The 26690-nt window shown below is 53.7% G+C and carries 20 protein-coding genes and 1 tRNA gene; 17 read left to right on the top strand and 4 right to left on the bottom strand.

Annotated elements, in window-relative coordinates; genetic code table 11:
- Positions 1-107 precede the first annotated feature (107 nt).
- From NTU47_15790 to NTU47_15800, 3 genes are all read left to right on the top strand, one after another.
- Positions 108-1235: a hypothetical protein gene (locus tag NTU47_15790; GenBank protein ID MCX6135267.1), complete on the top strand. Its 1128-nt coding sequence runs from the start codon at positions 108-110 to the stop codon at positions 1233-1235.
- Positions 1236-1429: 194 nt separating this feature from the next.
- Positions 1430-3622 carry a YCF48-related protein gene (locus tag NTU47_15795; GenBank protein MCX6135268.1) on the top strand — a complete coding sequence of 731 codons (2193 nt, stop codon included), beginning with the start codon at positions 1430-1432 and terminating at the stop codon, positions 3620-3622.
- Positions 3623-4496: 874 nt separating this feature from the next.
- Positions 4497-4571: transfer RNA gene (locus NTU47_15800), tRNA-Asp, on the top strand.
- A gap of 559 nt (positions 4572-5130) precedes the next feature.
- Here the strand turns inward: NTU47_15800 and NTU47_15805 are convergent.
- Together NTU47_15805 and NTU47_15810 are read right to left on the bottom strand one after the other, a co-directional pair.
- Complete coding sequence (locus NTU47_15805) at positions 5131-5700, bottom strand: hypothetical protein (GenBank protein MCX6135269.1); 570 nt, start codon at positions 5698-5700, stop codon at positions 5131-5133.
- A 185-nt stretch (positions 5701-5885) separates the two neighbouring features.
- Entirely contained in the window at positions 5886-7157 is a 1272-nt protein-coding gene (locus tag NTU47_15810) for a serine hydrolase (protein MCX6135270.1), read from the bottom strand.
- Between the two features lie 315 nt (positions 7158-7472).
- On the opposite strand from NTU47_15810, the gene NTU47_15815 reads away from it, so the two are divergent.
- From NTU47_15815 to NTU47_15880, 14 genes are all read left to right on the top strand, one after another.
- On the top strand, positions 7473-8048 hold the full coding sequence (locus tag NTU47_15815; GenBank protein ID MCX6135271.1) for an acetate uptake transporter: 576 nt from the start codon (positions 7473-7475) through the stop codon (positions 8046-8048).
- 199 nt (positions 8049-8247) lie between these two features.
- Positions 8248-8757, top strand: a complete 510-nt coding sequence (locus NTU47_15820) for a cohesin domain-containing protein (GenBank protein ID MCX6135272.1) — start codon at positions 8248-8250, stop codon at positions 8755-8757.
- A 141-nt stretch (positions 8758-8898) separates the two neighbouring features.
- Complete coding sequence (locus NTU47_15825) at positions 8899-9057, top strand: hypothetical protein (protein MCX6135273.1); 159 nt, start codon at positions 8899-8901, stop codon at positions 9055-9057.
- Positions 9057-10364, top strand: coding sequence for an AMP-binding protein (locus tag NTU47_15830; protein ID MCX6135274.1), 1308 nt, complete (start codon positions 9057-9059; stop codon positions 10362-10364). The genes NTU47_15825 and NTU47_15830 overlap by 1 nt, the downstream gene beginning before the upstream one ends.
- A gap of 161 nt (positions 10365-10525) precedes the next feature.
- Positions 10526-12541: an oligopeptide transporter, OPT family gene (locus tag NTU47_15835; GenBank protein MCX6135275.1), complete on the top strand. Its 2016-nt coding sequence runs from the start codon at positions 10526-10528 to the stop codon at positions 12539-12541.
- Between the two features lie 344 nt (positions 12542-12885).
- Positions 12886-14799, top strand: a complete 1914-nt coding sequence (gene gatE, locus NTU47_15840; protein ID MCX6135276.1) for a Glu-tRNA(Gln) amidotransferase subunit GatE — start codon at positions 12886-12888, stop codon at positions 14797-14799.
- Positions 14796-16184, top strand: coding sequence for a Glu-tRNA(Gln) amidotransferase subunit GatD (gatD, locus tag NTU47_15845; GenBank protein MCX6135277.1), 1389 nt, complete (start codon positions 14796-14798; stop codon positions 16182-16184). Before gatE ends, gatD begins: the two co-directional genes overlap by 4 nt.
- Positions 16185-16382: 198 nt before the next feature.
- On the top strand, positions 16383-17414 hold the full coding sequence (gene pdhA, locus NTU47_15850) for a pyruvate dehydrogenase (acetyl-transferring) E1 component subunit alpha (GenBank protein MCX6135278.1): 1032 nt from the start codon (positions 16383-16385) through the stop codon (positions 17412-17414).
- Between the two features lie 3 nt (positions 17415-17417).
- On the top strand, positions 17418-18404 hold the full coding sequence (locus NTU47_15855) for a pyruvate dehydrogenase complex E1 component subunit beta (protein MCX6135279.1): 987 nt from the start codon (positions 17418-17420) through the stop codon (positions 18402-18404).
- Between the two features lie 18 nt (positions 18405-18422).
- Complete coding sequence (locus tag NTU47_15860; protein MCX6135280.1) at positions 18423-19628, top strand: dihydrolipoamide acetyltransferase family protein; 1206 nt, start codon at positions 18423-18425, stop codon at positions 19626-19628.
- A gap of 78 nt (positions 19629-19706) precedes the next feature.
- Positions 19707-20324 carry an energy-coupling factor ABC transporter permease gene (locus NTU47_15865; protein ID MCX6135281.1) on the top strand — a complete coding sequence of 206 codons (618 nt, stop codon included), beginning with the start codon at positions 19707-19709 and terminating at the stop codon, positions 20322-20324.
- Positions 20321-21079, top strand: a complete 759-nt coding sequence (locus tag NTU47_15870) for an energy-coupling factor transporter transmembrane component T (protein ID MCX6135282.1) — start codon at positions 20321-20323, stop codon at positions 21077-21079. Before NTU47_15865 ends, NTU47_15870 begins: the two co-directional genes overlap by 4 nt.
- A complete protein-coding gene (locus tag NTU47_15875; protein ID MCX6135283.1) occupies positions 21064-21897 on the top strand; it encodes an ABC transporter ATP-binding protein in 834 nt (277 codons plus the stop codon). The genes NTU47_15870 and NTU47_15875 overlap by 16 nt, the downstream gene beginning before the upstream one ends.
- Positions 21894-22637 (top strand): energy-coupling factor ABC transporter ATP-binding protein, encoded by a 744-nt coding sequence (locus tag NTU47_15880; protein MCX6135284.1) that lies wholly within the window; start codon positions 21894-21896, stop codon positions 22635-22637. Before NTU47_15875 ends, NTU47_15880 begins: the two co-directional genes overlap by 4 nt.
- Positions 22638-22652: 15 nt before the next feature.
- Here the strand turns inward: NTU47_15880 and NTU47_15885 are convergent, their stop codons facing one another.
- Positions 22653-25025, bottom strand: a complete 2373-nt coding sequence (locus NTU47_15885; protein MCX6135285.1) for a LysM peptidoglycan-binding domain-containing protein — start codon at positions 25023-25025, stop codon at positions 22653-22655.
- A gap of 192 nt (positions 25026-25217) precedes the next feature.
- Positions 25218-26690: acyl-CoA carboxylase subunit beta (locus NTU47_15890; protein ID MCX6135286.1), on the bottom strand; the 1473-nt coding region annotated here is incomplete at its 5' end.

Genomic DNA, 26690 nt, shown 5'->3' on the forward strand with positions numbered 1-26690 from the left:
TTAAGACACTTCTGCTCTTGGTCATTTCTGACTTTGAGACATTCGGATTTGGTATTTGTTTCGAGTTTCGGATTTAATGTTTAGGATTTGAGAACGCGAACCTCACCATGAACATCCATCGACACACAGAAAGCAATCCTGCATTCTTTACTTTTCTTCCTTTGCTCGTCGTCCTGCTCCTTCTAGGCTGTGCGAACTCATTAGACTCTCCTTCGCAGTCAAGCAACGGGACATGGACCGTCTCCGGCAAGACGACGCTGATCGGAGCTTTGAATCCCCTTCCCGGGGTCACAGTCAAGTGCGGCGGACAGAGCACGATGTCGGGAACGGACGGTTCATACGAACTCCACGGGGTCCCCGAAGGAGTTCAGATCATTTCTGCCGAAGGGCCCAACTGCAAGCCGTATTCGAAGTCGATCGAAGTCAGATCCAGCACAAAGCACTTCATCTACCTGGATTTCAACGGGACAACCCTTTCTGGATACGTGAGCAATATCCTCGACGGCCCGATACAGGGGGCAGCCGTCAGGATCGGAATGCTTTCTGATCTTACTGACCAAGCCGGCCGTTACGAAATTTCCAATGTCCCCCTCAAGAGCGACAGCCTGATAGTCACGCACACGAGGTACTACTCCGCTCGCGCAATCGTCTCCCCTTCTGGACCTGACTCGCACGCCGATTTCAAATTGCAGCGAGACACCGTGATCTCAGGAAGGATAACAGCTGACCAGTATGTTGACCAGGCGCAGCCATATTCCGTTTTCATCAATGCACGCTTGGCGCTTGCCAACAATGGTTACATCGGGGCGACCTACTATGGAAGCATAAGCAAGCACATCTACATCAATTTCGATTTCCCGGCCTTCATGAAGGATCCTGGCGTCACGCTCCTCGATGGGACTCTCGACCTTTGCACGGATGGGGCTTATACCACCATCGGATATGACGTGTATGCTGTATCTTCAGGATGGTTCTACTTCAGTCTCACGTACAATCAACAGCCGCTCGTTGGTTTGCCCATGGGGTCCAGTACGGGCACAAGCGCTACAGGGCCGCGCTATGAGACGGTACTTAATGCGGTAGGATTGAATCAACTTCTCTCCAACTATCGTTCGGCCGGACTCATCTACGGATTGGTCATACAGGCGCGGACGGGCTCCGTAATCTCAAGGAACTACTATTCCATGCGGTCAACGATCAATCAGCCGCGTGTGAGCTTCAAAGTGAGGTTTTAAAAGTCATGAAATGAAATCCGAAAAACGAATCCCGAAAACCGAAACAAACTCGAAACACTCAATCTCGACGCTCGAAACCTGTTGTGTTCTATGATATGCCGATCTTCACGCCGTTGAGTGAGAGGAAATCCGGGGTCCAGTTATAGAATTCAGCGTCCTGTACTCTCTGAATCCAGTCTCACACAGAGGTCGTTATGAAAAGACTCTCTCGTTTTCTTCTCGCGCTCGTCTTGTTCCTGATAATCTCGTCGACGAGCACCACCTCCCAAGAATCCTGGTTCTGGCAAAATCCCCGGCCTCATGGTAATCATCTCCGTGCGGTGCAGACGATCAATGCCAGTCTGGTAGTTGCCGTGGGCGACCGCGGAACAGTGATGAAGAGCACCAATGGCGGGGGTCAGTGGACCATCCAAAACACCGGCGTGACGGCGAACCTGAACGGAGTGGCATTCATCGATGCAAATACTGGTATCATCGTCGGCGACGGCGGGACAGTATTGCGCACTACTGATGGCGGACTGGCCTGGGTGCCCCTCACTGCCGGAACGGCCGGGCCTCTTTATGGAGTGGCGTTTGTCAATTCGACTACGGGAACAATTGTAGGCGATGCAGGACTCGCTCTTCGCACAACTGACGGCGGCAGAAGCTGGACGCAGCAATTTCCAGGCGGAGCGAGCACGTACTATTCTGTGTCGTTCACAAGTGTGACAGTCGGGACCATCGTGGGTTCATCAGGCACCGTGTTCAGAACCACGAATGGAGGTTCAAGCTGGAGCCGCCGCAATATCCCGACCACGAACCGTCTGTTCTGCTCCTCCTTTCCCGACGCAAGCAACGGTACTGTCGTAGGTGAGTTCGGAACCATACTGCGAACGACCGACGGCGGTATTACCTGGACCACGCAATCAAGCAATACGCTTAATCGTTTGAGTGCCGTATCATTTTCAGACGGAATGACCGGTACGATTGTGGGAGAAAACGGCATCGTCTTTCGTACAACTGATGGTGGAGCCAACTGGAACATTCAACCCATCGCAACGTTTTCATCTCTTACAGGCATTTCATTCACGAACGCCACGGTTGGTACGATCGTCGGGATTTTCGGTCAGGTGTTCCGCACTGTCGACGGCGGCGCCACCTGGAATCTCCTCACATCGGGCTTGCGTTCACCCTTCTATGGCGTCGCGTTTACAGATCAGTCGAAGGGAACAATCGTGGGTTATGCCGGACTTGTTTTGAGGACGACGAATTCGGGTACGACCTGGGCGAATCAAACGAGCGGAAAGACAACACATCTTCGCGGCATCGCATTTGCCGATCCGAACACGGCCACAGCCGTCGGTTGGAACAACACGGTGCTGCGGACCACGGATGCCGGAGCGACATGGACTGATCAGTCGTTCAGCGATAATCTCAAACGCACGTACTTCTTCACCGCCGTGGCGTTCAATCCGAGTAATCCTCAGATCGGCATCATCGTTGGCAAGATGGATACGATGATAACTCCAATACTGCTTGAATCCCGAAGCATGATCTACCGCACAACGAACCGCGGCCTGACGTGGAGCCGTGCGACGATCGGCGGCGACACCTGGCCTCTCCGTTATCTTCATGCGGTCGCATTTGCCGATTCACTGAGAGTTTCAGCCGTCGGCGAAAAGGGCGGGCTGCTGACATCATCCGATGCCGGGCAGAACTGGACTGTAGTACAGTCACCACTTCAGTCCACCCTTCTCGGCATTTCGAACTTCGCAGGGCAACTCACCGCTGTTGGCGACAACGGGTCGATCCTAAGGTCAACGAATCAAGGCATCAACTGGAGCCTAGGACAAAGCGGCGTCAAAGTTGCGTTGCGTGCGGTGCGAATGTTCGACCAGGGCTTCGGGATTGCGATCGGCGACAGCTCGACTGTCCTGAAAACTTCAGACGGAGGCACGACATGGGCTGTGCAATCGAGCGGTTCAGATGCAACTCTTAATGCGATGTCGTTTTGGAACACGCTGCAGGGTACGATGGTCGGTGATGGTGGAATAATCATGAGCACGACTCCGATTACAACCAATGTGCGGGAGGAGCAGGTGAGCGGTGCTGGTGTTCCAAGGCAGTTCGAGTTGATGCAGAATTATCCGAACCCGTTTAACCCGACAACAGCTATTAGCTATCAGCTATTGGCCAACAGCTTCGTGAACCTCAGTGTGTATGATGTTCTAGGAAGAGAAATTGCCAGCCTTGTGGAGGGCATTCGGGCTCCGGGTACATACACGGTTCATTGGAATGCCGGGCCGGTTCCGAGCGGAGTGTACATTTGCCGGTTAAGTGTGAACGAAGCGGGAGACGGAGTCGGACAACGGTTTGAGCAATCGAGAAAGATGCTCCTGCTGAAGTAAGAAGAAGCACTCCGAGAAATCTCAGCGATTTCTTAATGTCCGGTGAAGGATTCTATAGACTGTACTGGCGGCTGAAGAGGGATGGACGGGAAAAGAATCTTACGATTGCGTTGGCAACACGGTATACGATCGGTCGTTTCATTGTCAGTTCGAGATAATCAATTTTCGTTGTATGTTCAGTAGTTACGCCAATATGTGCAAGTAATGTGCCAAGCGAAATGCTGCGCATGCGGCTCAATTTCGCAAGCTTTGTTTTCCTCTATTGTTTCAATTTGATACCGTCGCCTCAGAATGAGTCAAGGGCGGCTTGACGAAAAGCGAGGGGATCGTACACCTGGTTATGGCAGAAATGACGAAGAAGATTCGCGGTTCCCACCCACTCTGGCGGCACACAGTTTTCCTCATGCATGCCAGACTTATCTGTCGATAGTCTCCGTTGTGACGGATGGCTTCTTCTGCACCTGCTGGCTGACTCGATGAACATCGGATTAGGATTTGCCGCAGCAGCACGGCACGGTGCAAGCTGTGCTCCCTGAGTAGCACGAGTCAAACTGATTTCGGCTTTCTCTGCATACAGGATGCTCGGACGGATTCCCTAGGGTGTTTCACAACGGGTCACGCAAGAAGTTCTTGCAAATCGAGACCCGTTTTGCTATATTAAAAACCTGACAAATGGTTCCTAGCGGACGACAAACCAGGGAAAAACCTAAATTTCTCCGGGTCATAGTCCTTCGTCTCAGCCCAAAAAACGGGCTTCGCTCAGGGCTAGATGGTTCCAACTCTGAAAATACATGGGGTCGTAGCTCAGCCCTTCGGCTCGTGCCAACAAACGGCACTCGCTCAGGGCCAGGTGATTCAAGCAGTGAAAATTCATGGGGTCGTAGCTCAGTTTGGTTAGAGCGCCTGCCTGTCACGCAGGAGGTCGCGAGTTCGAGTCTCGTCGGCCCCGCAAAAAGAAGCCCTCCCTCACCTCTGGAGGGCTTTTTCATTTGACTGCTGCATGCCTCACTTCGCCTATATAGTCCAGAGCGACTCCGATCATTCCTTTTATGCAGGATCATCGCATGACCCTGTTCTAAGATGTCAACGGCACAACGAAGGCTGGACAATCTCCACCAAAGGCAAAGGACCGTGGAGGCTGGTCTGGGCAAAGGAGTTCCCCACAAAAACTGAGGCGCTTGAATTCGAACGCCACATTAAGAAGATGAAAAGCCGTGCCTTCATAGAAAAGCTGATTCGTGACGCAGGAGGTCGTCCCGATGGCCACTAGGCCATCGGGAAGTCTCGTCGGCCCCGCAAAAAAAAGAATCCCCCCTCTTTGGGGGGATTTCTTTTCGTGTATCGTCCTGACATCGCTGTGTCTCGATTGCCCTCCGAAGCCCGTTTCTCAGGGCGCAGGTGGGTCAGCCCCGCAGAAACGAAAACAGCACCCCGAGGGGCTGTTTTTGTTTCCTGTAATCGGCCAGAGACTCCTGTCTATCCTGTCCGCCCATCTAGATGGCGGACATCTAGGCCTCCTTCGCCAAATCATTTCCCGGGTTCTCATTCTCCTCGAACCATTTGCTGACATTGTTCATGATATACATTCGGATACGCCCTAGATCCTGACCGTCTCGGATGATGTGCTCGTAGAAACGAGATTGCCAGGCAAACGTTGAGCAGCCTTCAGAATGAATTCGCTTTGAGGATGCAGATTTGAACGAGCGAATGATCGTCGATAAGGATCCACTCACAGGCCTGCTGAATTGCTCGCACCTTCGAGGCAAGACATTCTTCTGTCGGGACACGGCAGGCCGTGTCCCGACTTGATCGACGAGAACAATAATCCCATGCATATGATCGGGCATTATCACAAATTGATCGAGGGTCGCGTGGGGAAAATGACCCGGGATCTCCTCCCAACAGCCTTTCACGATCTCTCCGATCGTTGAGAGTCGGATACCACCTTGGCTGATCTCCCCCAGAAGAGGCTTCCGGTCCTTCACGCAAAGGGTAACGTAGTATCCACCGGCCTGCGTGTAGTCGAATCCTCTTAACCTAATCGACCGCCGGTGATTTCTCATCGGGCTATAGTACATAGAGTGCCTCAGATATAAAGAGATCCCTGCCAATGAGGCACATTCCTCAGCCACACGCAACGAAATTGAATTGGCAAAGAGATATCGATCAAATCACGGGCACAAGCCCACGCAGAACGAAAAAAGTCCCCTTCGTGGGGACCTTTTTCGGTTGGACAGTAAGCCGACCTGACAATCCTCCTGCTTCAGTCCACGATTGCCTGGTAAATAAGCGCCCTCAGTTTCCCGTGATCATCCAGTCCTCCCGCAGGGATTAGTTGGGTGAAGTACACCACCACCATGTCTTCTTTCGGATCCACCCAGTACGTCGAGTGATACGCACCTCCCCAACCGAACTCACCTTCCGATCCAAGTCTCCCTCTGTCACCAAGCTTGTCTGTGACCTCGAAGCCCAGACCGAATCCCGCGCCATCTGCGTAAGGAATATTCCGCAGGTGATCGACAGTCATGAGTTCGACGCTCTTCCGCGAGAGGATACGCTTTCCGTTGTGCACACCTTTGTTGAGTACCATAGTAAGAAAGGCTGCATAGTCACGGGCTGTGGAGAGGATTCCTGCTCCTCCCGAGAAGCTCTTGCGCGGTCCGGCTACATACATCCCCTGTCCAATCATCTTCCCGGGGTCAGCGGCCCGTGTCACTGGGCCGTTCTTTTCCGACGAGTATACTGTGGCAAGCCGTGACGCCTTTCCTTTCGGCAGATAGAAATATGTGTCGGTCATTCCGAGCGGTCTGAAAACTCTCTCTTCCATGAAAACGTCGAGCGGCTTGCCTGATGCCCGTTCGATGACAACCCCGAGGATATCTGTGTTGTATCCATAGACGAACTTCTCTCCAGGCTGGGCATCCATCGGAAGAGCTGCCATCCGCTGCACGGTCGATGCGATTGGCTCGTCGCGGTCGGCAAAGTACCACCCCTGGATTCCCGCCTCTTTCCACTTGTCAGCCGCAGGACCGGAACCATAGCCGATCCCGGCCGTGTGAGTGAGCAAATCCCTGATGGATATTTTTCGTTTTGCCGGAACAACGTTGTATCCCCCTCCCTCTTTAGCAATAGCGACAGTAGTCGAGTCAAATTGCGGGATATACTTTCCGACAGGATCTGAGATGAGGAGCTTTCCCTCTTCCTGCAGGATCATAACACCAAGGCTGATGAGTGCCTTTGATTGCGAAGCGATACGGAAGATAGCATCGTCGGTCATCGGCGACCTCGATTCGATATCCCGATACCCGACGGCCTTCAGGTACGCCACCTTCCCATGGCGCACTACGAGGGCAACTGCGCCGGAGAGCTTGCCTTCATTCACATAGCCGTTGAGGAGATCCGTGAGATGCTGAAGCCGCTCTGCAGACATCCCGACTCTTGCCGATGTAACCGTGTTCGACTGTTGAGCGGTTAGTGAGATGTTGAGAAGCAGGACCAGTATGCCTGCGAGGAAGCCACGCGAGATTCGAGTCATAACGTACTCCGGTTCTTGGATATTGCCGATGGTCTGAGGGAACAGCCTTGCCTCAAAACTACTGCAGTTCGCGCTGAAAGGCAAGTCGGGACGGCAGGCGGTTGAATGACCCGACGGTTCTCGGGCGCATCGTTCGCCCGTTGCACATTTCCAGAGCCCGGAGGCCGTGATTACGGTGTTTTCCGATAAGGCTCTTGCATCGTTGCTTATGCGTTCGTATTTTCAGGTGCGATTCCTCACCGACCTCTGCCTTCTCGTTTCCACCGGTGTCTTTCGCGGTATCTCCCTTCATTCATCATGAGCAACGGAGTCACTATGGAATCTGGAAAACTCGCTAACCCGGCGCCCCTCGGACTCATGGGCTTCGGCATGACAACAGTGCTTCTCAATATTCATAACGCAGGATTCTTTCCCATCGGCTCAATGATTCTGGCCATGGGGATCTTCTATGGCGGGATTGCGCAAATAATTGCAGGCGTACTCGAATACAAGAAAGGAAACACATTCGGACTCACCGCCTTTGTCTCGTATGGATGCTTCTGGCTGACACTCGTCTTCATCCTTATCATGAGAACCTTTGTCAAGGACATGCTTGTCGACAACGTAGTATTCATGGGATGGTACTTGTTCGTTTGGGGCGTCTTCACCTTCTTCATGTGGCTCGGCACGTTCGGCAAGAACAAAGCCATCCGGTTCATATTCTTGTCATTGACTATCCTCTTCATGCTCCTGGCTCTAAGGGACTGGACAGGCAGCAGTATCATCGGGACTGTTGCAGGATACGAAGGGATTCTTTGCGGCACATCAGCGATCTATCTTGCTATGGCGGAAGTCCTGAGGGAAGCACTTGGACGGGATGTCTTGCCAATCGGCTCGCCGAAAGCAAAATAAAGTATTCTGCGCCGGAGCGTAGATCAGGCTTGGCCTGTCGAATCTCCGACACTTTGGGAATCCATGGGCCTGGCGCTGATCACACCTCCCCTTCAATAAACGCTATTTTTTTCGTATCATTCTGATGAAGCGTTGACTCACGGTCGGAGTCAACCGTTTGCCCAAGAGTCACGCTTCGCATACCAAGAAGGGTGTCTTAATGCACAGAAGAGTTATCGAAGTTGCTATCCTGCTGTTCCTCGCCGGGATCACATTCGGGCAGGTCAAACTCAATCTTCCCGACACTACGGCTGCACCAGGTTCTTCTCTAATCCTTCCAATATTCGCCGAAGGGTTCAAGAGCGTCGGGTCGTTGAGCCTGACCATTGCTTTCGACAAGAGTGTGATGACCTTCAATGGAGTGAGGAATCAGCCGAAGTTCGGGTACTTCAACGCAACCGCAGCAGCTTCCGCCAACGTCAAGGGGTCTGTGTCACTGTCGTGGTTCAATGTCTCCCCCGCTCTCACTATTCGCCGCGGGAAACTCCTCGATCTCGACTTCACCTACAAGAACGGCATAAGCCCGCTGACATTCGAGAGAATAGTCCCAAGTTCTGTAACGGATTCCCTCGCCAACAATTTGAAAGCAGCCTTCAGGAACGGAAAAGTGTCGCCGCTGAAAGAGCTCCCTGCTGCTCGGACCGTGAAACCCTCGTCAGGCTTGAAATAGGGCCCTCTCGAGATATGGCAAGCGGCGATTATCGCATTTCTGTCACTTCGCAGGTTTTCGCTTGCCCTTCACTTCAAAGGTTCTTATTTTTGCAAACCTTCTGCCACCGGTCCCGGCAACATATCTAAAGACGGAGAGAACATGCTGCTGCACCACCAATTCATTCGCACGGCAAAAAAGTACGAATCGAAGCTCGCCATTATTGACAGAACTCTGAACCGCCGACTGACGTACAAGCGGGCATTGATCGGCGCCCTCCCAATTCCGCCGGCTCCGTTCTGGCGATCCTCGGCACTCTGATGAGCGGCCGGGTTCCTGTCATGATCAACTACTCCACCGGCGCTGCGCTGAATTGCGAGTTTGCCCAGAAAAAGTGCGCCTTCAAAACCATCATTACTTCGAAAGCCCTTCTGGAGAAGATCAATTGCCGCCCCATCGAAGGGATGGTATTCCTCGAAGATGTGATGAAATCCGTTTCGATCCTTGACAAGATCAAAGCGGCATTCACGGCCGGACTTCCGGCAGAGCGCGTTGTCAGTTCCGTCCACCAGGGAAAAGATGACGACACGCTGCTCATCCTGTTCACCAGCGGGAGTGAAAAAGAGCCGAAAGGCGTTCAACTCACACACCGCAACATCACCCAGAACTACGAGAGCCTCATAAGAGCTTTTGCGTTCTCGTCTGATGATATCTTCCTCGCGAACCTCCCCTATTTCCATGTTTTCGGCCAAACGGCAAACCTATGGGTGCCGCTCTCGATGGGCATGACCATCGTGACGTACGCAAACCCGCTCGATTTCAAGACCGTCGCTGAAATCATACGGGAGGAGCGAATAACCCTGGTGGCAGGAACACCCACCTTTTTCTGGGGTTATCTCAGAGCGTCGAAGCCAGGAGATTTCGCGACCACCCGGATCCTTCTCAGCGGCGCCGACAAGTGCCCCGATGCACTGCGAAAGGGGTTCATGGACAAGCACGACAAGATCTTATTGGAAGCGTACGGAACGACAGAGACAAGCCCGGCAATAACAGTGAACACTCTCGAATTCAATCGACCGGGAAGCGTCGGGAGACCAATCGAGGGAGTTCAGGTCAGGCTGGAGCACTATGAAACTGGAGAGCCGTGTGCAGTCGGAGAGATAGGCAAGATCCTTGTCAAGGGTGACAATGTGATGAAGGGGTACTTCGATGACTTTGAACAGACGTCTCTGAGCATCCGGCACGGATGGTACGATACGGGCGACATGGGATTCCTTGACGCCGAAGGCTATCTCTGGCACGTCGGGCGCTTGAAGCGGTTCCTCAAAGTTGCCGGTGAGATGGTGTCATTGATCAAGGTGGAGGATGTCCTTGAAAAATTCCTCCCCCCTGACGTCGAGTGCTGTGTTGTTGAGGTCCCAGACGCGCTTCGCGGGGCCAAAATCGTCGCCGCCGTCACTCAACCGATTGACGACAAAGCCACGTTGAAGAAAATGGCGGAGCACCTGCCAAACATTGCATTGCCAAGCAAGTTCGTGGTCGTTTCAGAAATGCCAAAAACTGGAAGTGGGAAGATTGACTTCCGAGCCATAACAGAAAAAGTTCGCGATATCATTCAAGCACAGTAGCAAAGATCACCGTTATCCCGGATGATCTGGAAGGTCATTTCAGACATCCGGGATTGAGATCTACAATCCCTCCTTTTACCACAAACCAACTCACACCCATGACCGAGAATCAACGCACCACACCGTTCGTTCCAGCCGAATCAGATATGCCGGAGTTCACTTTGAGAGCCGTTTTTCTCGGAGTGGCAATGGCCGTCGTGGTCGGAGCTGCCAATACATATCTTGGTTTGATGGCAGGAATGACAATCGCCGCGACGTACACCACCGCGGTCATCGGCATGGCCGTCCTTAAAACCATGAAAGGGACGTTGCTTGAAGAAAACACAGCAAGGACCGTAGGGTCGATCGGAGGAAATGTCGCCACCGGCGCCATCTTCACGCTGCCTGCGTTCTTCATCTCTTCTGCCTGGCCTCAGTTCTTCACGCTCGAACATTATCTGATCTCAACTGTCGTCCTTATCGTCGCCGGTATCCTCGGAATCATGTTCGTGACGATCCTGCGTCGTGTTCTTGTCGAGGATGCAGAACTCCCCTTTCCGGAATCCATAGCCGCCTCAGAGATCCACAAGTCGGGACAAAAAGGGACTCAGAACTCGAAATACCTCTTCGCCGGAATGGGGATCGGGGCGTTTTTCAAAGCGCTCGTGGAATTCAAGTTCATCGCAGGAGGCTGGCAACAGATCGTCAGTCTCACGAAGGGGAACCTGCTCCTGCGCGGACCCGGTGTAAACCCAGCGTACTTCGCTGTTGGATACATCATCGGTCCCAAGCTCGGCTCCCTGAACTTCGCCGGCGGCGTGCTCGCATGGGGACTCCTTACTCCGCTTATCGCATACTTTATCCATCGGGACAACCCCGCGGCTGTCACAGACTGGGTAGCGGAGTTAACATACGTCTGGAAGAACATCGTGCGGTACATCGCCATCGGCGGAATGCTCGTCGGTGCATTTTACACACTCTACAAGATGCGCAAGAGCCTCTTCACGGGTATAACAAGATCGTTTTCATACATCAGGAGATCTTCTGCCGGCGAGGCCGGAATCCCCCGGACTGAGCGGGACATCAGCATCCGATGGTCGCTCCCTGCCATCGGGCTCATCACCGTTCTGATGTTCTTCATCTTCGGTTACTTCACAGCAGCGCCTCTTCCGGCTGCGGCTGCTGCAGTGGTGATGCTGGTACTTGGCTTCATCTTCGCGGCAGTGTCAGGTTATCTCGTCGGCATCATCGGCGTCAGCAACAATCCAACCAGCGGTCTGACGGTTTCAGTACTTATCGTTGTTGCTTTCCTGATGGTAGGATTTGGACTAAAGGGAGAAGCCGCGATTGCAGCGGTTCTTGGCGTCGCTGCATTCACCTGCACGAGCGTTTCGGTCGCGGGCGAAATGATGCAGGATCTGAAGGCGGGGCACATACTGGGATGCACCCCCTGGAAAATGCAGATCGGCGATCTGTTCGGGATCACAGCAGCTGCGTCAGTAATGTTTCTCATTCTTTCGCTCCTCCACCTCGGCGACATCAAACGTGTCGTGGGGGATGAACTCGAGAAGCTGGAGAAGAGCGGGGTGGCGACGGTCGTCTACAAAGGAAAGAATCCCGAACTGGCCGGCAAACAATACAGGATCAATGACATCAGGCTTCTCGAGCCTGAGCAACAAAATGAGATCCTCGGCGCACAGGCAGGGTTCGGCGGGGAGAAACTTCCGGCCCCTCAGGCAAGCCTGATGGCCGTCGTTGGACGCGGCATTGTCGAGGCAAAAACCGAACTGATCCTTATCATTGTCGGCATGTTCATGGGATGCGCGTTGATCATGATGCAAGTGAAGAGTCCCATGCTTATCAGTGTCGGCATGTACCTCCCCATCGACACCACGTTCGCCATTTTCCTCGGCGGCATGATGAAAGGGCTGGTGGACAAGATCGCGGCGAAGAGGTCAATAGAAGGAGAGCGCAAAGAGAGCATGGACAACGTGGGCATACTGATTGCCTCGGGTTTGATCGCGGGTGAAGCGTTGCTCGGATTGCTGTTCGCGGGACTCGCATTTGCTGACATCAAGCTCTTCAAGGTCTTCGACTCCCCTTCGTACCTGGTAAGCTTGATTGGCATCGTCTTGATCGGGTACTTCATGACTCGGGCTTCGCTGAGTTCAGTTGAGGGGCCGAAGAAGCTACCCTAAATGCAGCAGATCCACGAATGAAGAAGCCCCGTTAGCGGGGCTTCTTCGTTTCAACTGCGGGATATTCTCCCGGGTGCATCGAGGTGCAAACGGATGGCTGAGGATACCGGGATTCGAGCACATCAGAAGCAATGCCTTGATGAAAACGTCGCACCGGCCGACGATTCCATCCGTCAAATCCTTCAATTCTCCTATTCGCGATCAAAGTGAAAAGACGTGTTCACAATCGGGAATGCCGATTCCCCTACACTTGTTGATTTTGCAGATTTGTTTCGTAAATTCAACTTGATTTCTCACCTGATTGCCAGCAGCCTATCAACCCTGCTTTCGATAAACGCGACACTATGACCTTCAAGCCGTTCAACGAGATGACTGAAAGCGACTATGCTGCTGTCGGCTTCAAGTCAGGACTCGAAATCCATCAGCAACTGCTCACCAAGAAAAAACTCTTCTGCCGCTGCCCTGCGGGCCTGTACAGCGATTCTTTCAACGCCGAAATTCTCCGCCACATGCGTCCCACCCTCTCCGAACTGGGCGAGTACGATGGCACGGCACTGATGGAGTTCAAGACCAGGAAAGAGATCATTTACCAGATCAACCGCGCAACCGTCTGCACATACGAAATGGACGATACGCCCCCCTTCGAATTGAACGACGAGGCACTCGATATCGCCCTTGAGGTGGGCCTGTTATACGGCTGCGCAATGGTGGACGAGATCCACATCGCCAGAAAACAATATCTGGATGGCAGCATACCAACCGGCTTTCAACGCACTACCATAGTGGGAGTCGACGGCAGCATCCCCTACAAGGACCGGCGGATCAACATTGTCCAGCTAGGTCTTGAAGAAGATGCATGCCGGGAAGTGAGCGATACAGGCCATCTCCGGGTCTATCTCACAGACCGCCTTGGAATGCCGCTGATCGAGTCGGTCACTGCCCCAGAAATGCGCACCCCTCAGGAAGTCGCCGAAGTGGCCGACATCCTCCGCAAACTTGTGAGGAGCACAGGCAAGGTGCGCACAGGGATTGGCGCAGCGCGGCAGGATGTGAACGTGAGCGTCACGGGCGGCACTCGTATCGAAATCAAAGGCGTCCCGCGCATCCCCAATATTCCCCTTCTCACCTACCACGAGGCGATGAGACAATACAATCTGCTCCGCCTGAGAGACGAACTCCATCGCCGCGGCATCACGAAAGAGACCTTCTCTTCGAAGACCGAAGAAGTAACAAAACTGCTGCGCAAGACCCGCTATCAACCGTTGAAGAACGCAATCACCGAAGGATTAAAAGTTCATTGTGTCCTCCTCAGGGGTTTCAAGGGTCTGCTCCGTTGGCAAACGCAGACTGATACGTTCTTCTCGCGTGAGATCTCCGACCGGGTGCGCGTCATCTCATGTCTTACCACCCTTCCGAATATTGTGCATTCGGACAGCCCTTCTGAGACACTCGCCTCCTCCGAATGGCAGCTGCTGAAGAAATCCGCCGGCGCGACAGACGATGACACCATCGTCCTCGTCTGGGGAAGCAAGCAGGACGTGACATCGGGGGCTGCAGAAATCGTCATTCGAGCGAGGGAAGCCGCGATCGGAATTCCCTCCGAAACACGCCAGGCACTCCGCGATGGCACGAACGGCTTTGAGCGAATTCTCCCCGGTGCGGATCGCATGTACCCGGACACAGATCTCCCACCCCGCAGAATCACTCAGGCGCACCTCTCAACCATCAGAACCTCCGTGCCTGCGCCCTTCTGGGACAACGAGTCGTGGTACAGATCGCTCAGCATTCCGGCTGACGTCATCGAACCACTCAGCTACTCCCCCCTTGCGCCTCTTTTCGCGGCAGCTGTGAAAGAGTGGAAACTGCCTCCTACGCTTGTCGCCGTCACATTGATCCAGTTGCCCAAACGTGTCGCGAAGGCTATCGGACGACGTGTCACTTTCTCAATCGACACCATGCGGGAACTTCTCCTTGCACACAAAGACGGCTTGCTCGCGCGGGAGGGCTTTCTGGGTGTCCTCATGCATGCGGCCCGGGGTCACGAGTTCGCGAGAACCTCACTGTATAGGATTTCGGACGAAGAGTTGACCGCGTTGATCGATCGCACCAGGCACGAACTTTCGGAAGTCACATTGCGTCACCCTGAAAACGAACACAATGTGCTTATGGGAATGGTCATGAATCGGATACGCGGAAAGGTGAACGGAAGATCATTGTCGGAGAATATTCTCGGGAACGGTGCGGAGGAACGGCGATGACTACAACCGACAACTATCGAGGTTATCGCGGCGAGGCGCTTGATACGCTCAAATCGTACAATGCGGAGGTGTGGAGCGATGTCGAGATCAAAACCGTGAGTGGGTCATTCACTGGCATCGTACTCCCCCGGTCCGAAACTGCGGACCCGCACCATATCGTTGTGAAGCTTCGGAGCGGTTACAATGTCGGAGTGGCTGCGGCCAGCGTTCAATCGATTCAGGTGCAAGGGCGCAAAGAGGCACACTACAAAATCCCGGAGAAGGACTTTCCGTACGATCCTGCGAAACCCCGCGTGAAACTCTTCGGGACTGGCGGAACAATTGCCAGCCGCTTGGATTACCGGACCGGCGCAGTCATCCCGGCCTTCTCCCCCGGCGAACTCTACGGGTCAGTCCCCGAGCTCGCAGACATCTGCAATCTCGAAACACAGAAACTCTATGGTGTTTTCAGTGAGAACATGGGACCCGAACAGTGGATCGGAACCGCCCAGGCAATCGGCCAGGAAATCGAAAAAGGAGTTCAGGGAATCGTCATCGGCCATGGAACCGATACGATGCATCATACGGCTGCGATTCTCTCTTTTATGGTGCAAAACTCACCGGTGCCAATTGTCATGGTGGGCTCGCAGCGATCAAGCGATCGGCCCTCCTCTGATGCCGCACTCAATCTCATGCACAGCGTGAAGACCGCGGCGGAAAGCGATATCGCCGAGGTCACAGTCTGCATGTTCGGCCCTACATCCGATCAGTACGGCCTTCTTCATCGCGGGACCCGTGTCAGGAAGATGCATTCGAGCTACCGGTCAACGTTCCGCACAATCGGAGACATCCCCATTGCAATGGTCAGCCGCGACGCCATTACGCCGTTGCGCCAGGACTACCTGCGCCGGAGGGCCGACAAGAACGTACGGGTGAATACAGCGTTCGAAGAGAAAGTCAGTATTGTGTACTACTACCCGAACATGAAGCCCGACATCATTGACTCGCTCATCGACAATGATTACAGAGGTATTATCATTGCAGGAACCGGATTGGGGCACGTCAACAAACCGCTCTATCCAGCACTGAAGCGGGCACACGAGAAAAATATCGCTGTATTCATGACGGTCCAGACTCTCTGGGGCTACGTGCAGATGTACGTGTACGACACCGGACGTGACATGATGGAACTCGGCGTCATACCGTCAGCAAACATGTTACCGGAGGTCGCTTATGTGAAACTCGGCTGGGCCCTCGGCCAAACGCAGGATCTCGCCAAAGTCCGTGAAATCATGTTGACTCCGATTGCGGGAGAAATCACCGAGCGCGAACCGAGCAACGGGTATCTGATTTTTCAGGGCGGCATCCCCGAAGTGGAAGAATTTATTTCCCGGTATCGAAAGTAGATCATTCGTTTGATCATCGCGTAGTTCGCCCCTGCTTGATGAATCCCTTCTTCCTACCAGGGTCAATTTATCTGACATAGCTCGCTTGAGGCGACACGACGAGGCAATTCTCATTTTTGATTTTATTCAATTTCTTCTTATATTTGTGGCAGTGTACTAAAGAATCTACGACTGTCAATTCGAAGTGAAAAAAGCATAATGAAAAGTACTGCAGCGGTCGCTCCGAAACAAAGCCACTCGAAATTGCTCGGCCTGTCACGCGAAACCCTCCTCAGTTGGTACGATGACATGCTCCTTGTTCGCCGATTCGAGGAAAAGTGCGCCCAACTTTATGGGATGGGCAAGATTATGGGATTCTGCCATCTTTACAACGGCCAGGAGGCGGTGTCAACGGGGGCCATCAAGGGGGCACTCAATCCGGATGACTACGTCATCACCGCATACAGGGATCACGGGCAGGCGATTTCCAAGGGCGTTGACCCGAAAGCTATCCTGGCAGAGCTGCTCGGCAAGTATACCGGTACAACGAAGGGAAAAGGCGGGTCAATGCATATCTTTGACCGTGCAACGAACTTTCTTGGCGGACACGCGATCATCGGCGGACACATACCACTTGCCTCCGGCGTCGGTTTCGCCATCAAGTACCGCGGTGAAAAGAAGGTGTGCCTCTGCTTCATGGGGGACGGAGCAACCAATATCGGCGCCTTTCACGAGGCCCTGAATCTGGCGGGACTCTGGAAACTCCCGGTCATTTTCATCATTGAAAACAACAAGTACGCGATGGGTACAGCGGTCGAGCGGTCTTCTGCAGTCCAGGATCTTCACAAGAAAGCGATTGCCTACAACATCCCGAGCGAAGTTGTGAACGGGATGGATGTCCTCGAAATATATCAGAAAGTGAAAGTGGCTGCAGATCGGGCCCGAACCACGTATGAGCCCACTCTCCTCGAGATAGAAACGTATCGCTTTCGCGGTCATTCGATGTCCGATCCGGTTCATGGCGTTTATCGCTCAAAAGACGAAGTCGAGAGACTGAAGCAATCAGACCCCATCCTTCTGTTCGGCGAGACACTGAAAGAAGAGGGCGTCATCACAGAGCAATTTATTGACGAAGCCGAACAACGCATCAAATCAATTGTCGAAGAGTGCGTCGAATTCGCTGAGAACAGCCCGGAACCCCCCATTGAGGAACTTTGGAAAGATGTCTACATCGAAGGGAAGGGGGAATAACTCATGGCCATTGTGAGTTTGCGTGAAGCGATCAACCAGGCAATCGACGAGGAAATGGCTCGTGATGAGCGGGTATTCCTCATGGGCGAAGAAGTAGCGAACTATCAAGGGGCATACAAAGTGAGTCAGGGGTTGTTGCAGAAGTGGGGGGCCAAGCGCATCGTTGACACACCGATTGCGGAAGCCGGGTTTGCCGGCGTTGGGGTCGGCGCCGCGATGGTGGGACTTCGACCGATTGTGGAGTTCATGACGTGGAACTTCTCGCTTGTCGCGTATGACCAGATTGTCAACAACGCCGCCAAGATGCTCTCCATGTCGGGCGGAAACTTCCACGTCCCCATCGTTTTCCGGGGACCGGGCGGAGCCGCACACGGGCTCGGAGCGACTCATTCGCAGGCGCTCGAATCGATCTATGCGCACTTTCCCGGGCTCAAAGTTGTCATGCCTTCAAACTGCAAGGACGCCAAAGGGTTGCTCAAAACGTCGATCCGGGATGATAATCCGATCGTCTTCATCGAGAGCGAAGTCATGTATGGAGACAAGGGGGAGATTCCGGACGGCGAATACACGATCCCTCTGGGAGTCGGCGAGATCAAGAAGGAAGGCAAGGACCTGACTATCGTTTCGTGGTCGAAGATCCTGGCACTCGTCGTTCTCAAGGCCGTGGATGTTCTGCAGGAAGAGCTTAACATAAGTATCGAGGTGATTGATCCGCGCACGATCAGGCCGATGGACTATGACATCATCGTTAATTCGGTGAAGAAGACCAACCGGCTCGTGATTGTGGAAGAAGGCTGGCCCTTCGCAGGCGTTGGCGCCCAGATTTCACATGAAATCTCCTCCAGAGCCTTCGACTATCTCGATGCACCTGTTGAGCGGGTGACTCAGGAAGATGTTCCGCTCCCGTACGCACACGATCTGGAGAAATTCTCCATCCCCAATCTCGATAAAATCAGGACAGCGGTTAAAAAGGTTCTTTACATAGACTGATCCCACAAAGGCAATTCCATGGCAACGAAAATCATGATGCCGAAGCTGAGTGACACGATGGAAGAAGGTGTCATCCTGAAGTGGCTTCGGAAAGAAGGGGATAAGATCAAGCAGGGCGAGATCATCGCCGAAATTGAATCGGACAAAGCCGACATGGAACTCGAGGCGTATGATTCCGGGTTCCTCCGCAAGATCGTCGTTGCCGAGGGAGGAAAGGCTCCCATCGGCGGACTGATAGCAATTATTGGCGGAGTTGATGAAGACATCACTCCCCTCCTCTCAGGGAACGCTCCTGTTCCTGCACCGAACAAAGCCGACAAAACGGCTCCCCCCATCCTGGCTTCCGTTTCGTCCACTACGGTTGCCGGTCAGCCGACGGACGGGAAGACCAAAGCGTCCCCTCTCGCCAGACGCCTGGCGGTCGAGAAGAAGATCGATCTTTCACGCGTTTCAGGCAGCGGACCTCAGGGACGTGTCATAAAGCGTGATCTTGAAGGGCTATCCGGGACAATCGCGGCACCAGCTTCACGTCCGATTATCCCCGGAACGACAGAAGATGTCGATCTCTCCCCCATCCGGAAAACCATTGCTAAGCGGATGGCGGAAAGCAAAGTTACCGCACCGCACTTCTATGAGACCATAGAGGTCGATATGGATCCCGCCATGACGTTCCGGGACCAGATCAATGCCGTGACGGAACTCAAACTGAGCTTCACCGACATCGTTATTAAAGCAACAGCAACCGCGCTGATGAAACATCCATATGTCAACGCCACTTTCCTTGGTGACAAGATGCGCCAGTATCATTTTGCGCACATCGGCATTGCGGTTGCACTCGAGGAAGGTCTTGTGACGCCCATTCTGCGCAACTGTGAGCAGAAAAAACTAGACCAGATCAACGCAGAGTTGCGCGATCTCGCAGACAGAGCCCGATCCCGGAAACTCAAACCCGAGGAGTACACCGGCGCGACGTTCACGATCAGCAATCTCGGCATGTTCGGCGTTGAGCAGTTTGCAGCAATCGTCAATCCGCCTGAGGGGGGAATCCTGGCAGTCGGGACAATCGTCGAAAAACCTGTTGTGAAAAATGGGCAGATTGTCATCGGCCATACGATGAAGATGACACTTTCCGCCGATCACAGGATCATTGACGGGGCTGTTGCTGCCCGCTTCCTGCAGGATCTCAAGAAGATCGTGGAGAATCCTGCTTCACTTACTCTTTGATCGTTCGCACGAGGCACAATTTGCCCAAGAGAACCCGGCCACTGTCGGGTTCTCTTGTTTCATCAGATTAGGATACTCATGGTTCTCTCTATTCGCCGGCGGATCACCGATGAGATGTCCGGCGCAGCACTCCCCTTCGTAGCATTCTGCATCGCTCTCAACCTCAGCGCTGGTCAGATCACCGCTGCACTCAAGATTCCTCTCTATCTCGACTCCATCGGCACAGTGCTCGTTGCCGTTCTGGTGGGACCCTGGGCGGCCGTCATCTGCGGAAGCGCCGCGAACCTCCTCGCTGCGGCTTTTGGAAACCCATCGATGATGTTCTTCATTCCTGTGGTCGCCGTGATCGGAGCATTCACGGGATTTCTTGCCAGGCGCGAGTGGTTCAGAACATGGTATCTTGTAGCGCTGGGGGGCTTGCTGCAGGGGATTCTCGCGGCGATCGTTTCGGCTCCCATTTCGGCCTACCTCTTTTCCGGAGTGATGATGGCGGGAACAGACTTCGTTGTCCTGTATTTTCGCTCGGTCGGCAATACTCTGCTCAACAGCGTGTTGTACCAAGGGTTAACATCTGATCCTGCCGACAAGCTTGTCACTTACCTTATCGTGTTCTTTCTGACAAAGAATCTCCCCCAGCGGCTCGTCAGCAGGCTCCGTGGCGCATCCAACCTCAGGGTTCCGGACAAAACGACGTGAGTACTGAACGACTCCTCTCACGAAAACTCGCTTTCGTTCTGCTGCTGTGGGTGTGTGCGTTCACACTTCCCTGGGCTGTCCAGGCTTCACTCTGCCTTGTGCTCATCATCGCACGGTACGCGATTCCGGTTCTTCGTCCCGCCTCATTGCGTGCGGCGAGAGCATTCTCCAGGTTTATACTCTACAGCGTCGTCGTCGCGTCACTGGTCATCGTGCTGAACGCTGTCCTGATCAAGGAAGGGACAGTGCTGACAACCACCTTCGGAATTCCGATTCATCAGGAAGGGATGCTCTTTGGTGCGCGGACCGCGTCGAGGCTCCTTCTTCTCTCATTTTCCATTTTGCTGTTCTTCACCTCCACGCCGATTCCAGATTTCACCCGTTATCTGCAGCACAAGGGCCTGCCGCCATCTCTCGTGCTTGTGCTTCTGCTGACGCTGCATTTCCTTGACCAGGTACCAGCGAGAATTCATCAAATCTTTCTCGCTCAACAGGCACGGGGCGCCCCCGTTGATTCAGGTATTGTCTCACGCACGAAATCGCTGTTTTCGATCCTCTCCCCTCTGGTGCTTTCGTCCATCGTGGAAAGCGTCGAACGAGGAACCGCTCTCGAGCTTCGTGGATTCCTTCAAAGACCACCATCGACACAGAGACGCGAGTTGGACCAATCTCACAAGGACTGGTCTACGCTGCTGCTCATTGCTGTCAGTGGTATCATACTCGTTTACCGGATGGTGCAATGGCTGATCGGATAACACTGACGTCTTTCTCCCTCCGGTACTCCGAAGCCGCCGCGGAAGTGCTGTCATCGATATCGCTCGATGTTACCGGCGGAACGTGCTGCGCGATTCTGGGGCCGACAGGTGCGGGCAAATCATCGCTCCAACAGTGCCTCGCAGGCACGATGCGCCGTCATCACCCGGAGTGCGTTTCATCCGGCAGCATACAGATAGGCGACAGTTCCTTCGCCGGGCTTCCAAGCAACATCCTCTTCCCGACTGTCGGCCTCGTTTTGCAGGATCCCCACGTGCAGATTTCCGGTGTCCGCGATACCGTGCTCGACGAAGTTCTCTTCACGCTCGAAAATACCGGACAGGTCCCCGATGACCCCGAAGCCGAGCTCTTGCCTCTGCTCAGGAACCTCGGGATAGATCACCTGGCGACGCGAAAACCCACCAGTCTTTCGGGCGGCGAAACCCAACGAGTGGCTCTTGCCACCATCCTGGTCGCCAAACCGCGTGTTCTTCTCCTTGACGAGCCAACAACGGCCCTCGATCTGGCCGCACAGGACAAATTGCGCGGCATTCTCAAATCCATGAAAGTGACAACAACGATTGTTCTGGCGGACACACAACTGGACTTCGCGCTTGGCATCTGCGATCAGATCGTCGTCCTCGACCGCGGCAGAATAGTGTTCGACGGCACCCCCGGAGCATTCATGGGAAGGCTGGAGGAATTCCAGGACGCTATTCCGCTCGAGAACTGGATTCCTTTGAAGCAGAAGATTCTGAAGCTCACGGACGACCGCTCCCGAAATGGTGCGCGCATCGCAGAAACACTGGGCCTCCTATGAGCATTGGATTCCGAAACGTGGATTTTGCTTACGATGAGAAAAGTCCTATTCTCCAAGACCTCTCGTTTTCTGTTGACGACGGGAGTTTTCTTCTCGTCATCGGGCAGAATGGTGTCGGCAAGAGTACGCTCCTCAAGTTACTCAACGGTATCCTGAAACCCACAAGCGGGACAGTACTTGTCAACGGCCTTGCAACCGCGACTGAGCCGACGTCACGACTCGCGAAGGAGATCTGCGTTACCTTCCAGAATCCGGCCGACCAGATATTCTCTTCAACGATACGAGCTGAGGTCGAGTTTGGTCCAAAAAGCCTGCATCGACCGAACGTCAGTCAGCTGGTGACTGAGGCGCTCTCACTGTGCTGCCTCGACAAACTCTCCTCACATCACCCTTACGATCTGCCTGCGGCTGAGCGAAAACTCCTCACCATTGCGAGCGCAGTTGCGTCGGGATCTCCCTTCCTGGCCTTCGACGAACCAAGCGCGGGTCTTTCACAACTCGAGCGATCGGTGCTTGTACGCCTGCTGGCCCATCTGAAGCAGACTGACCGAGGGCTTATCGTCGTCTCGCACGATCTGGGCCTGCTGCTGCCATTTGCCACGAGAGTCCTGATTCTTGCAAAAGGCACGATGGTGTACTTCGGCGACACGAAGGAGGTATTCGAACGCAAGGAGCTTTTGCGAAAAGCCGGATTGCAGCTTCCGCTTGCTCATCGTCTCGGTTCAATTCTCGAAATGTAGTGCTGAAGTGCGTTCTTAGCGGCGGGGAGCTGTATTCGATGCTCCAGTAGCTCCCGGGATCTTGAGGACCTGGTTCGCTTTGATCTTTGTAGAACGAAGATTGTTGTACTGCTTCAATTCCTTGATGCTTGTGCCAAACTGTCTCGCGATCTCGGAAAGGGTCTCTCCTTTCCTGACCTTGTGAGTCTGTTCAATCGATTTGTCCTTCGCGGCGACCTGCTGTTTCGGGACGAGCTGCAGTTTTGATCCGGCGGGCGGTTTCGATTCTGGCTTGGACTTGGTTGCCGACTTTGATTTCACTTCCACTTTCGGAGCTGACACTGGAGTCTCGATAATCTTCGCACGTTCCTCCGGCTCACCGAAAATGTCGAGCAATTGGCCCGCCTGGATCTTGTCCATCTTCAATCCATTCCACGTTTTCAAGTCCGCCACGCTCACCCCGTGCTCCTTGGCGATCGTCACCAACGCATCCCCGGCCTTGACTGTATATTGAACCCATCCCCGATCCGAGTCCCTTTCGCTGGCAGCGCCTTCCGAAGCCGTTGCGTTGCCGTTGCTCCCAACTTCCTTTCGCAGCAATTCCTGCTTCTGCGAGAACGTCATGCCATCGATGTTCTTGAGCTGGTTAGCTTTCGACGCATCCACCCAGATCGTGAGTTCTTCGCCTGCGCGGAGATAACTGCCATAGCTGATATCGTTCCAATTACGGATATCGCTTGCCCGGACGCCGTACCATTCGGCGAGATGACCCATCGTGTCACCGCGTTTAACCTTGTAACTCAGCTGCGTTTTGCCCTGAGGCGCTGTCACAGAGCGCTTTGAAGGCTTGGATGGTTTTCCGGCTTGCGGTTGTTTTGCCGCTGCGGCAAGGGCGGCCTGTGACCCTTTGCCAAACGTCACCCTGTCAATTTTCTTGTCGTACTCAAATGGCACTTTCTCTGCGATTTCAATATCCGCCGCAGACATCGGTATCCAAAGTGTTGTTCCGACCTTCAGAGGCCGCGTCGACTTGATACCGTTGATCTCTCTAAGAGCTGCCGCACTGACTTTGTATTTGGCTGCAATTTTGGCAAGGCTGGTCTGTGTCTTTGCCACTTTGTGAGTCATCCATTGTTTTTTCTCTTCGGATGACAACCGAGCGTAATTCGCTTCAAAAGCCGATTTCTTTCCAAGCGGTATCCTGAACCGATAGCCCGTGACCCCCGCAGGCGTATGCATGCGAAGCAGTTCCGGATTGAGTTCCCGTAACGTCTCAACGTCTGTCTCCGCACACTGCCCAAGAACTCTGAAGTCGATACAATCGTCCACCAGGACGACATCGTAAAGCAGAGGGTCCGCCGGCTTCACTTCAAACCGGTATTTCTCCGGTTCCATGGCGATGCGTGCAACAGCGATGTACTGGGGAACATAGTTTCTCGTCTGCCTGGGAAGGTACTTCCTCATGTCCCAGAAGTCGAGCTGGCCACTCCGCCGTATCCCCCGATACACCCTTCCCGCTCCCGCGTTGTAGGATGCGAGGACGAGGTTCCAATCACCGAGATCCCTGTAGAGATCCTTCATATGCCGCGCAGCGGCGCGGGTGGATTTCTCAAAATCCCTGCGTTCGTCATACCAAAACGACACCCGGAGCCCATATAGACTTCCCGTGGCCTTCATGAATTGCCACAATCCAACCGCTCTCGCCCATGATTGGGCGTCGGCCCTGAGACCGCTTTCGGCCATTGAAAGGTAGATCAGCTCCTGCGGGACCCCTTCGTCTTGAAATATCTTCTTCATCGTCGGAAAGTATTTGCCGGACAGGTACAGCCAGCGTTCCATATGTTCTCTGCCACGGTTCATGAAGAAGCTAATTGCGCGTTCAACAAACTCATTATACGGCAAGGGAACAGCCGTACCGACAATCTCGTTCTTGGGAATCTCAACGTGAGGAACACCGTTCTTTTCTATCGCCGAATTGAGCCATTCATGCAGAGCAGAGACAGAAGCTTCCCGTCCCGGCATCGGGTGGGTATTGATGTACTTCTGATAATCTTCAATGACGCTCCCGCTCAAATCGAGATAGTCTTTGTTTGTCTCGATGTCATTGTGATAGGTCAGTTCGTTCAGAATGTTGATTGCGGCTTCAAACTCGTCAACAATGAGCGTCGAATCAGCCGCCTCCTGCGAACCCAACGCGGCCACATAATGCTGACGCGCAAGCTCGAGCTGGCGTGACACAAACGCCGACTCAGTTTCAAGCGTGTCGACCTCACTATTGCCAGTCACCAATTGAGTGTCAGTTGCTGCTGAAACCAGAGTTGAAGGTTGAACTACAGGGGAATTTCCAAAGGAGGGAATTGAATCTGCCGGAGTACCCGACTCCTTCACGATCTTCTCAATGCGGGCCAAGACTGCCTCTTCCCTCGTGGAACGCGAGGAAGAGCAACTCAATACCAGGAAACCCAGAACGCATAGTGCTAATCGCTTCATCAGCTCCGTAGTTAAAGTGAAATGATAACGAACCTTTCCAAGATAGCACAATATCAACACAAAATCAACGGCCTGGGTGGACTCGCCCAATAAATCCGGACGCGGTGGGAGTCAAAGCGGAATGTTGCCATGTTTCTTTTTCGGATTGGAGTCGACCTTGTTCTCCAGAAATCTGAGCGCCTTGATAAGTTTCGGCCGGGTCTCGCTCGGCACAATGACTTCGTCGATGAACCCCCGCTCCGCAGCGATGTACGGATTCGCAAGCTTTTCCCGATACTCGTTTACTTTTTGCTCAGTCGCCTGCTCTTTGTCAGCTGCTTGCTCGATCTCCTTGCGGAAGATGATCTCGACAGCTCCCTTGGGACCCATGACGGCTATCTCAGCGGTCGGCCACGCAAGGTTGACGTCACCACGAATGTGTTTGGAGTTCATCACATCGTACGCACCTCCGTACGCTTTTCTGGTGATGACGGTCAACTTCGGAACCGTGGCCTCACAGAATGCATAGAGGAGCTTCGCCCCGTTCTTGATTATCCCTCGCCATTCCTGGTCAGTTCCGGGGAGAAACCCTGGAACGTCTTCGAAAACAACAAGTGGTATGTTGAAGGCGTCGCAAAACCTTACAAACCGGGCCCCTTTCACCGAGGCATCGATATCCAGAACTCCCGCCAGCACGGAGGGCTGATTTGCCACGACTCCAACAGACATTCCTCCAAGTCGACCAAAACCCACGATCAGGTTTCGCGCATAGAACTCCTGGACTTCGAAAAAGACGCCGCTGTCCACAATCTTGTTGATAACTTCTTTCATATCGTACGGTTTGTTCGGATTCTCTGGCACGAGTGTGTCGAGCACGTCGTCCATGCGTTCTGGATCATCTGTGGAAGTGATACGAGGCGGATCTTCCAGGTTGTTAAGCGGAATATAACCAAGCAAACGCCGGATGGACTGAAGACACTCCACTTCATTCTCGCAGGCAAAGTGGGCCACTCCGCTTTTTGTCGCGTGCGTCATCGCTCCGCCCAGTTCTTCGAACGTCACATCTTCGTGTGTGACCGTCTTGACCACATTGGGGCCCGTCACAAACATGTAGCTCGTGTTCTTTACCATGAACACAAAATCGGTGATCGCCGGCGAATAGACTGCTCCCCCCGCACATGGGCCGAGAACTGCTGAAATCTGTGGAACGACTCCGGATGCAAGCGTATTGCGAAGGAAGATGTCCGCATATCCTCCAAGACTCACCACTCCTTCCTGGATACGTGCACCCCCCGAGTCATTGAGGCCGATGACAGGCACTCCAAGCTTGAGTGCCATGTCCATAATCTTGCAGATTTTCTGGGCGTGGGTTTCCGACAACGACCCGCCGAATACTGTGAAATCCTGACTGAAGAGCAGCACCGGGCGCCCGTCGATCGTCCCATGGCCAGTCACAACACCATCTCCAAGGTACTTCTGCTTTTCAATACCAAAATCCGTCGAACGGTGCTGCACGAACATCCCGATCTCCTCAAAACTCCCCTTGTCAAGAAGGATGTCGATGCGCTCACGAGCGGTCAGCTTCCCTTTCTTGTGTTGCTCCTC

The organism is Ignavibacteriales bacterium (assembly GCA_026390595.1).
Classification (GTDB): Bacteria; Bacteroidota; Ignavibacteria; order UBA10030; family UBA10030; genus UBA9647.